The organism is Mycobacteriales bacterium, assembly GCA_035550055.1.
GTDB lineage: Bacteria > Actinomycetota > Actinomycetes > JAFAQI01 > JAFAQI01 > DASZTV01.
Genome location: DASZRO010000079.1, coordinates 1 through 6414, shown reverse-complemented (window position 1 = coordinate 6414; position 6414 = coordinate 1). Strand labels below are relative to the sequence as shown.

General features: G+C 69.8%; 7 protein-coding genes and 2 tRNA genes. 4 read left to right on the top strand and 5 right to left on the bottom strand.

Annotation, left to right across the window (positions count from 1 at the left end):
- A partial coding sequence (locus tag VG899_11620; GenBank protein ID HWA67004.1) for a hypothetical protein occupies window positions 1–834 on the bottom strand: 834 nt, incomplete at its 3' end.
- Between VG899_11620 and VG899_11615 the strand changes: the two genes are divergently transcribed.
- On the top strand, window positions 812–1102 hold the full coding sequence (locus VG899_11615; protein ID HWA67003.1) for a hypothetical protein: 291 nt from the start codon (window positions 812–814) through the stop codon (window positions 1100–1102). The genes VG899_11620 and VG899_11615 overlap by 23 nt on opposite strands.
- A 36-nt stretch (window positions 1103–1138) precedes the next feature.
- Here VG899_11615 and VG899_11610 read toward each other — a convergent pair whose 3' ends face one another.
- On the bottom strand, window positions 1139–2281 hold the full coding sequence (locus tag VG899_11610; GenBank protein ID HWA67002.1) for an SPFH domain-containing protein: 1143 nt from the start codon (window positions 2279–2281) through the stop codon (window positions 1139–1141).
- Between the two features lie 100 nt (window positions 2282–2381).
- On the opposite strand from VG899_11610, the gene VG899_11605 reads away from it, so the two are divergent.
- Window positions 2382–4604: a glycoside hydrolase family 3 C-terminal domain-containing protein gene (locus VG899_11605; GenBank protein ID HWA67001.1), complete on the top strand. Its 2223-nt coding sequence runs from the start codon at window positions 2382–2384 to the stop codon at window positions 4602–4604.
- 46 nt (window positions 4605–4650) lie between these two features.
- Here the strand turns inward: VG899_11605 and VG899_11600 are convergent, their stop codons facing one another.
- From VG899_11600 to VG899_11590, 3 genes are all read right to left on the bottom strand, one after another.
- Window positions 4651–4920, bottom strand: a complete 270-nt coding sequence (locus tag VG899_11600) for a DUF2277 domain-containing protein (protein ID HWA67000.1) — start codon at window positions 4918–4920, stop codon at window positions 4651–4653.
- 29 nt (window positions 4921–4949) lie between these two features.
- Complete coding sequence (locus VG899_11595; GenBank protein ID HWA66999.1) at window positions 4950–5333, bottom strand: hypothetical protein; 384 nt, start codon at window positions 5331–5333, stop codon at window positions 4950–4952.
- Between the two features lie 79 nt (window positions 5334–5412).
- Window positions 5413–6168: a crotonase/enoyl-CoA hydratase family protein gene (locus tag VG899_11590; GenBank protein HWA66998.1), complete on the bottom strand. Its 756-nt coding sequence runs from the start codon at window positions 6166–6168 to the stop codon at window positions 5413–5415.
- Between the two features lie 87 nt (window positions 6169–6255).
- Between VG899_11590 and VG899_11585 the strand changes: the two genes are divergently transcribed.
- Together VG899_11585 and VG899_11580 are read left to right on the top strand one after the other, a co-directional pair.
- Window positions 6256–6328: transfer RNA gene (locus VG899_11585), tRNA-Glu, on the top strand.
- A gap of 11 nt (window positions 6329–6339) precedes the next feature.
- Window positions 6340–6413, top strand: a tRNA-Asp gene (locus VG899_11580).
- Window position 6414: the final 1 nt, after the last annotated feature.

Here is a 6414-nt window from a genome sequence, read left to right as displayed (position 1 = left end):
CGGCAGCAGCATCAGCTTGAACATCAGCGCCGAGTACTGCACCTGCATGGAAGTCACCCGCTGCTCGTCGCCGCCGATGTCGGCGCAGCAGTCACCCCGGATGACGTGCTCCATCTTGCCCTTGGCGGCGACGAGGCCGGTGTCAGGATCGACGTCGTACCGGACCGCGGTGTAACCCGCGAGGTACTGCGGGTCGAACGGCAACGCCTGAGACGTCGTCCACGGGCCCATCTTGTCCAGCTTCGCGGCAGGCAGGATGCCGCTGGCCGGTACGACGACGTCGTCGAAGTTGCGAGAGACGTTTCCCGACGCCGGATACCAGTTGACGCGGCGCTCCTCGTGGCGTTCCTTCCCGGAGCCGACCGTCACGTAGTACGCCTCGCCGCGCTCGCCGGTGTAGTGCGTCTGCGTCGCCGCGTCGTAGGTCCAGTGCGGGACGTAGGTGCCCTTGAGCGCCTCCGTCGAGCCGACCTTCTTCAGCGCGTTCGGAGCGAACCAGCGCGACTTCACCCACTTGCCGAACGCCTCGTTGGCGCCCTTCTTGGCGACCGCGAAGGGCAGCAACGCCTCGGGCGCGATCAGCCCCTCGGGCTCGGTGACCGGCAGCAGCGCGCCGCCGCAGAACTGGCAGGCGCCGGCGAGCTGGTCGGTCTCCGTCGTCGCCCCACAGCCCTGGCACTTCACGACGACCTTCCCGATCGTCGCGACCCGCTTCTCCGGGACCGCCGCCCACGCGTCGTAGGAGTGCTCCTCGACCTGGCGGGTCGCCTCGATCGCCTGTACGGCGCCGCACGCCGGGCACTTCAGGCTCGTGGTGCCGGGGGCGTACTTCATCTGCGATCCGCAGGACTTGCACGCGACGGACAGCAACGCCGTGGTGCCGTCCTCACCCGTCGGTGCAGGAGGTGTGGGCGGCGCGGGCGGCGCGGGCGCCGCCGGTGGTGCGGGCGGCGCGGCCGCGGTCGGCTGGCCCGGCACGGCCGGCGGTGGCATCGGCGGTGCAGCCGGCGGTGGCACGGGCGGCGGGGCACTCGCACTGCCGGCGAAGTACGGCTGCTCAGGGGACGAGCCCCAGCTGCTGCCTTGGAAGGACGGGTCCTGAGGAGGCGTCGTCATCACGAGCCGCCGGTTCGCCGGATCAGGCCGACGGCGGGGCGGGAGGTGCCGGCGGTGTCTCCGGTGGCAGCGGCGGCGGCGCTGCCCCGAAGGCCGAGTTGACCTCGGGCACATCGGCCGCGCGCGCCCACGCGGCCATGCCCTGCCGCCACACCAGGGTGTCCGGAGTCAGCTGCCCACTGGCCACCTGCGCCGGGAGGTCGCCGACCGCGAACGGGCCGACCTGCTGGCCGTTCACCCCGATGTAGAAACCAGCCGCGGTCGGCAGCGGCGGCGGCGCGGATCCGGCGGCGGCTGACGTGGTGGTCTGCGGCTGCATCGCGGCAGCCATCTGCTGGCCCATCGCCAGGCCCGCGCCGAGCCCGACACCGGCGCCCGCGACACCGCCCGGGTTCTGCGCCGCCTCGGTGATGGCGCTGGCCGCCTGGAACTTCGTGAACTGGTCGAGGTTGCCGAGCACCCCCATCTCGGTGCGCTTGTCCAGCATCGCCGAGACCTCTGGCGGCAAAGAGATGTTCTGGATGATGAACTTCGGGATCGACACGCCCATGTCGGCGAAGGCGGTCGTCAGGGTTCCGGCGAGCGTCTCGGAGATCTTCTGCTGGTTTGCGGCGAGGTCCAGCATCGGTACGCCGGAGGTCGCCAGCGCCGTACCGACCTCGCTGACCATCTTCTCGCGCAGGAAGTCCTGCACCTCTTCGGTGGTGAAGTTCGGGTCGGTCCCGACGAGCTGGCGCAGCAACGCCGCCGGGTCGGTGACCTGGAGCGCGAACGTGCCGAACGCACGCAACCGCACCATGCCGAACTCGGCGTCGCGGATGGTGACTGGCTCCTGCGTCCCCCACTTCATGTCCGTGTAGAGCCGGGTCCCGACGAAGTAGACCTCGGCCTTGAACGGGGAGTTGAAGCCGTACTTCCAGCCCTTGAGGTCGGACAGGATCGGCATGTTCTGGGTCTCGAGGGTGTAGGTGCCGGGCTGGAAGACGTCGGCGATCTTGCCTTCGTTCTCGAACACCGCCGCCTGGCCCTCGCGGCAGACCAGCTGGGCACCCATCTTGATCTCGTTGCCCTGGCGTGGGAAGCGCCACACGATCGTGTCCCGGCTGTCGTCGAGGAACTCGACGATGTCGATGAACTGGCCCTTGACCTTGTCGAGCAGTCCCATGACCGCGCCCTCCCGTGCCTGCCGAGTCCCCGCCTCGGTCAGGACGCTACTGGAGCACGATTCGCGCAGGCAATGGCACTCGAACGGCGAAGATCACTGGGTGCAGCGCAACACCCGACCTCTTCGCATCCTTCTCGCCACCACCGTCCTCGCCGCTTCCGGGATCGGACTGGCCACCGCCACGGGAGCCTCAGCCGCCCCGGCTGCCGGCTCGGCGTCCGCGGCCTGCCCGTGGCTGAACCCGCACCTGTCGGCGAGCCGGCGGGCCCACATGGTGGTGGCGCGCATGACCCTCGCGCAGAAGATCAGCGAGCTGTACGGGCGCGGCGACATCACCCACTACGGCGCCGCCAACGACGTCCCGGCGATCCCGTCCCTGTGCATCCCCGAGCAGGTGTCCAACGACGCCGGCGCCGGGCTCGGCGACGTCCAGCTGCTCGTGACCGCGTTCCCCGACGGGATCACCCAGGCCGCCAGCTGGGACACCGCGATGCAGTACAAGGTCGGCGCCGCCCTCGGCTGGGAGGCCTGGCACAAGGGCGTCGACGTACAGCTCGCGCCCGGCGTGGACATCACCCGCAACCCGCTCGCCGGACGCTCCTTCGAGTACGCCGGGGAAGACCCCTACCTGGCCGGTCAGACCGGCGCGGCCGAGATCGAGGGCATCCAGAGCCAGCACGTCGCCGCCACGGTCAAGCACTACGCGCTCAACGACCAGGAGACCGACCGGATGACCGACTCCTCGGACGCCAGCGTGCGCACGATGCAGGAGATCGACCTGCCGGCGTTCGAGGCCGCCGTGAAGCAGGCGCACGTCGCCTCGGTGATGTGCAGCTACAACCTGGTCAACAACGTCGACGCCTGCCAGAACCGCTACCTGCTGCGGACCGTCCTGGACAAGGAGTTCGGCTTCAAGGGCTGGGTGATGTCGGACTGGGGCGGGACGCACTCGACGGTCGCGGCGGCCAACAACGGCCTCGACCAGGAGCAGAACATCACTGCGGGCACCTACTTCGCCCCGAAGGCGATGCAGGCCGCGATCGCCGCCCACCAGGTCTCGATCGCCACCGTGAACCAGATGGTGGAGCGCATCATGTACGGCCTGTTCTCGGCCGGCGTGTTCGACGACCCGCCCCCATCCGCGCCGCTGGCCGTGACCGCTGACGTCAACACGCCGCAGGAGAAAGCGGTCGCGCTCGAAGCGGCGGAGGGTGGCGCGGTGCTGCTCAAGGACGCCGACGGCGCGCTGCCACTGCAAGGAACCGACCAGAGCCTTGCCGTCATCGGCCTGCCCGCGACGCCGGTCGGCGCACAGCTGGACTACCAGGGCGGCGGGAGCTCCAAGGTGCCGCTCGCCGGCGTCAACCCCGACGTCGTGGACCCACTGTCCGCCATCACGCTGCGCGCGGAGGCGAACGGCGACCTCGTGGTACCCGCGCCGGGCCTCACGATCGCCGACGCCGTCCTCGCCGCGAAGGCGGCCAGGACCGCGGTGGTCTTCATCGGCGACGGCGAGACCGAAGGCGTCGACCGCAAGTCACTCAGCGCCGTCGACACCGCCTGCACGCTGACCTGTCTGCCCGCGGTCGGCCCCGACCAGGACAAGCTGGTCGAGGCGGTCGCAGCGGCCAACCCCAACACGATCGTGGTCGTGCAGGCCGGCGGTCCGATCGCGATGCCCTGGCTCAACCAGGTCAAAGGGGTGCTCGACATGTGGTACCCGGGCGAGCAGGACGGCAACGCCGCGGCGGCGCTGCTCTTCGGCGACGTCGACCCGTCCGGCAAGCTGCCCTACACCTTCCCGAAGTCGGTCAGCCAAGACCCGATCAAGTCGGCCAAGCAGTGGCCGGGTGTGCCCGACAAGCACGGCGTGCCGCAGTCGCACTACAGCGAGGGCCTGCTCGTCGGCTACCGCTGGTACGACGCGAAGCACATCACGCCGCTGTTCCCGTTCGGCTTCGGGCTGTCCTACACCAAGTTCCGGTTCTCCCAGCTCAGCGTTCACCCGACCGCAAGCGGCGCGACGGCACAGTTCACGGTGACGAACGTCGGCACCCGGTCGGGTGCGGAGGTCGCGGAGCTCTACGTCGGCGACCCGAAGGCGGCCCACGAGCCGCCGCTGCAGCTGAAGGGCTACCAGAAGGTCACCCTCGAACCCGGCCAGCACCAGGTCGTCACACTCCAGCTCGACCGGCGTTCGTTCTCCTACTGGAACACCAAAGCGAACGGATGGCGAGTCGTGCCGGGCTGCTACTCGATCAACGTCGGCGACTCCTCGGCGCACCAGCCGCTGCACGGGAAGTACTGCGTCGACGAGAGCTGAGCAGCGTCCCGGTCAGACACAGGAAGCGGTGGTACGCCGCCCGGCGTCAGGACGCGTAACGCTGAGCGGCACGAGCGCGCGCCTTCGCGGCCTCGACCTCACGGTTCTTCGGCGGCGCCGACGTGGTCAGCGAGGAGAGCAGCTCGATCGTAACCGCGGTGATGTGCTCGACCGCGTGGTCGAAGGCCGCCTGGTTCTCCTTCAACGGCTTCGCGGTCCCGCTGAGCTTGCGGACGTACTGCAACGCGGCGGCGCGTGCCTCCTCAGCGGTCGCCGGTGGCTCGAAGTTGTGCAGGGTCTTGATGCTGCGGCACATGCTCCGAGCGTAAGCAGCCGGGCAAGGCCTCAGATGATCGTGCCGTTGTAGACGGCCATGACGACGCGGGTCACTCCCTCACTGCGCCGCAGGTCGATCGCGCCGCGCATCTCCAGGATCCGCAGCAGCTGGTAGAAGGTCTCGAACATCGACGAGCTCTGCTGGAACTCCGCAGCCGTCATCGGGATCGTCGTGGTGATCTGCCGGGTCGACGCCGGTCCGGCGGCGTTGATGTCGGCACGGACCTGCCGGGTCACGACTCGCCACAGCGCCACGAGCCCGTCGACGCCCTCGTCGCCTGGCACGCGTCCCTCACGCTGCAGGTCGGTGACCCCGTTGATGACGCGTTCCATGTAGTCGCAGAACTCCGTCCCCTCCGCCGGCAGATACGGCTGCGACTTCAGATACGACACAGTCCCTCCCCTGTCATGTCCCCCGGGTGACGTTCCACGTCGCGGCGGCGGTTCCTGCGGCCGGACGCGGAGCAGACCGTCAGACGCCGGTCGCGCCGCGGCCCTCACCGCCGGCGAACCGCTTCGCTCCTTCACGGCCGACCAGCAGCACCTGGCTGCCGTGACGGGCCTCGATGTCCAGCGCCTCCTCGAGCGGGTGGCCGTAGCCGTCGTACATGGAGCGCCGATCGGACAGCATCGTCTCCTGCGGGTACGTCGCCAGCTGCTCGGCCATCGCCAGCGAGTGCGCGACCGGATCGTCGACGACCGCCGTCACGAGACCGATGGCGAGAGCTTCGTCGGCGTCGACCAGACGACCGGTGAGGACCAGCTCCATCGCGCGGCCGAACCCGACGATGCGGGGCAGCCGCCACGTGCCGCCGTCGATCAGCGGTACGCCGAAGCGGCGCTCGAGGCAGCCGAACCGGGCCCGACCGGAGGCGACACGGATGTCACACCAGGCGGCGAGCTCCAGCCCGCCGGCCACCGCCCACCCGTCGATCGCGGCGATGGTCGGCTTCGCGGCGACCCGGCGGGTGAAGCCGAGCGGGCCCTCGCCGCGGCGCAGCCGCGGTTCGAGCGTCTCGATCGCGGTCAGGTCTGCGCCGGCGCAGAAGGCTTCGCCGGCGCCGGTCAGCACCATGACGCGGGCGGCATCGTCTGCCTCGAACGAGTCGAGCGCGGCCACCAGCGCGTCCGAGGTCGCGCCGTCGATCGCGTTACGTCGATGCTGCCGGTCGATCGTCACCAACGCCGCCGCCCCGCGACGCTCGTAGCGGACCTCGTCCACTGTCATCAGGCGCTCCTCCGCTGCCGCCAACACGCCGGTCGAATCGTCCCCTACACTTGTACGGTCCCCGACGGCGGACGCCGAGGGATTCTCGCCCTCATCGTCTAGTGGCCTAGGACGCTGGCCTTTCACGCCGGTAACACGGGTTCGAATCCCGTTGGGGGTACCGCAAGTCGAGGTCCTGTGGAGCAGCTGGAGTGCTCGCCGCCCTGTCAAGGCGGAGGTCGCGGGTTCAAATCCCGTCAGGACCGC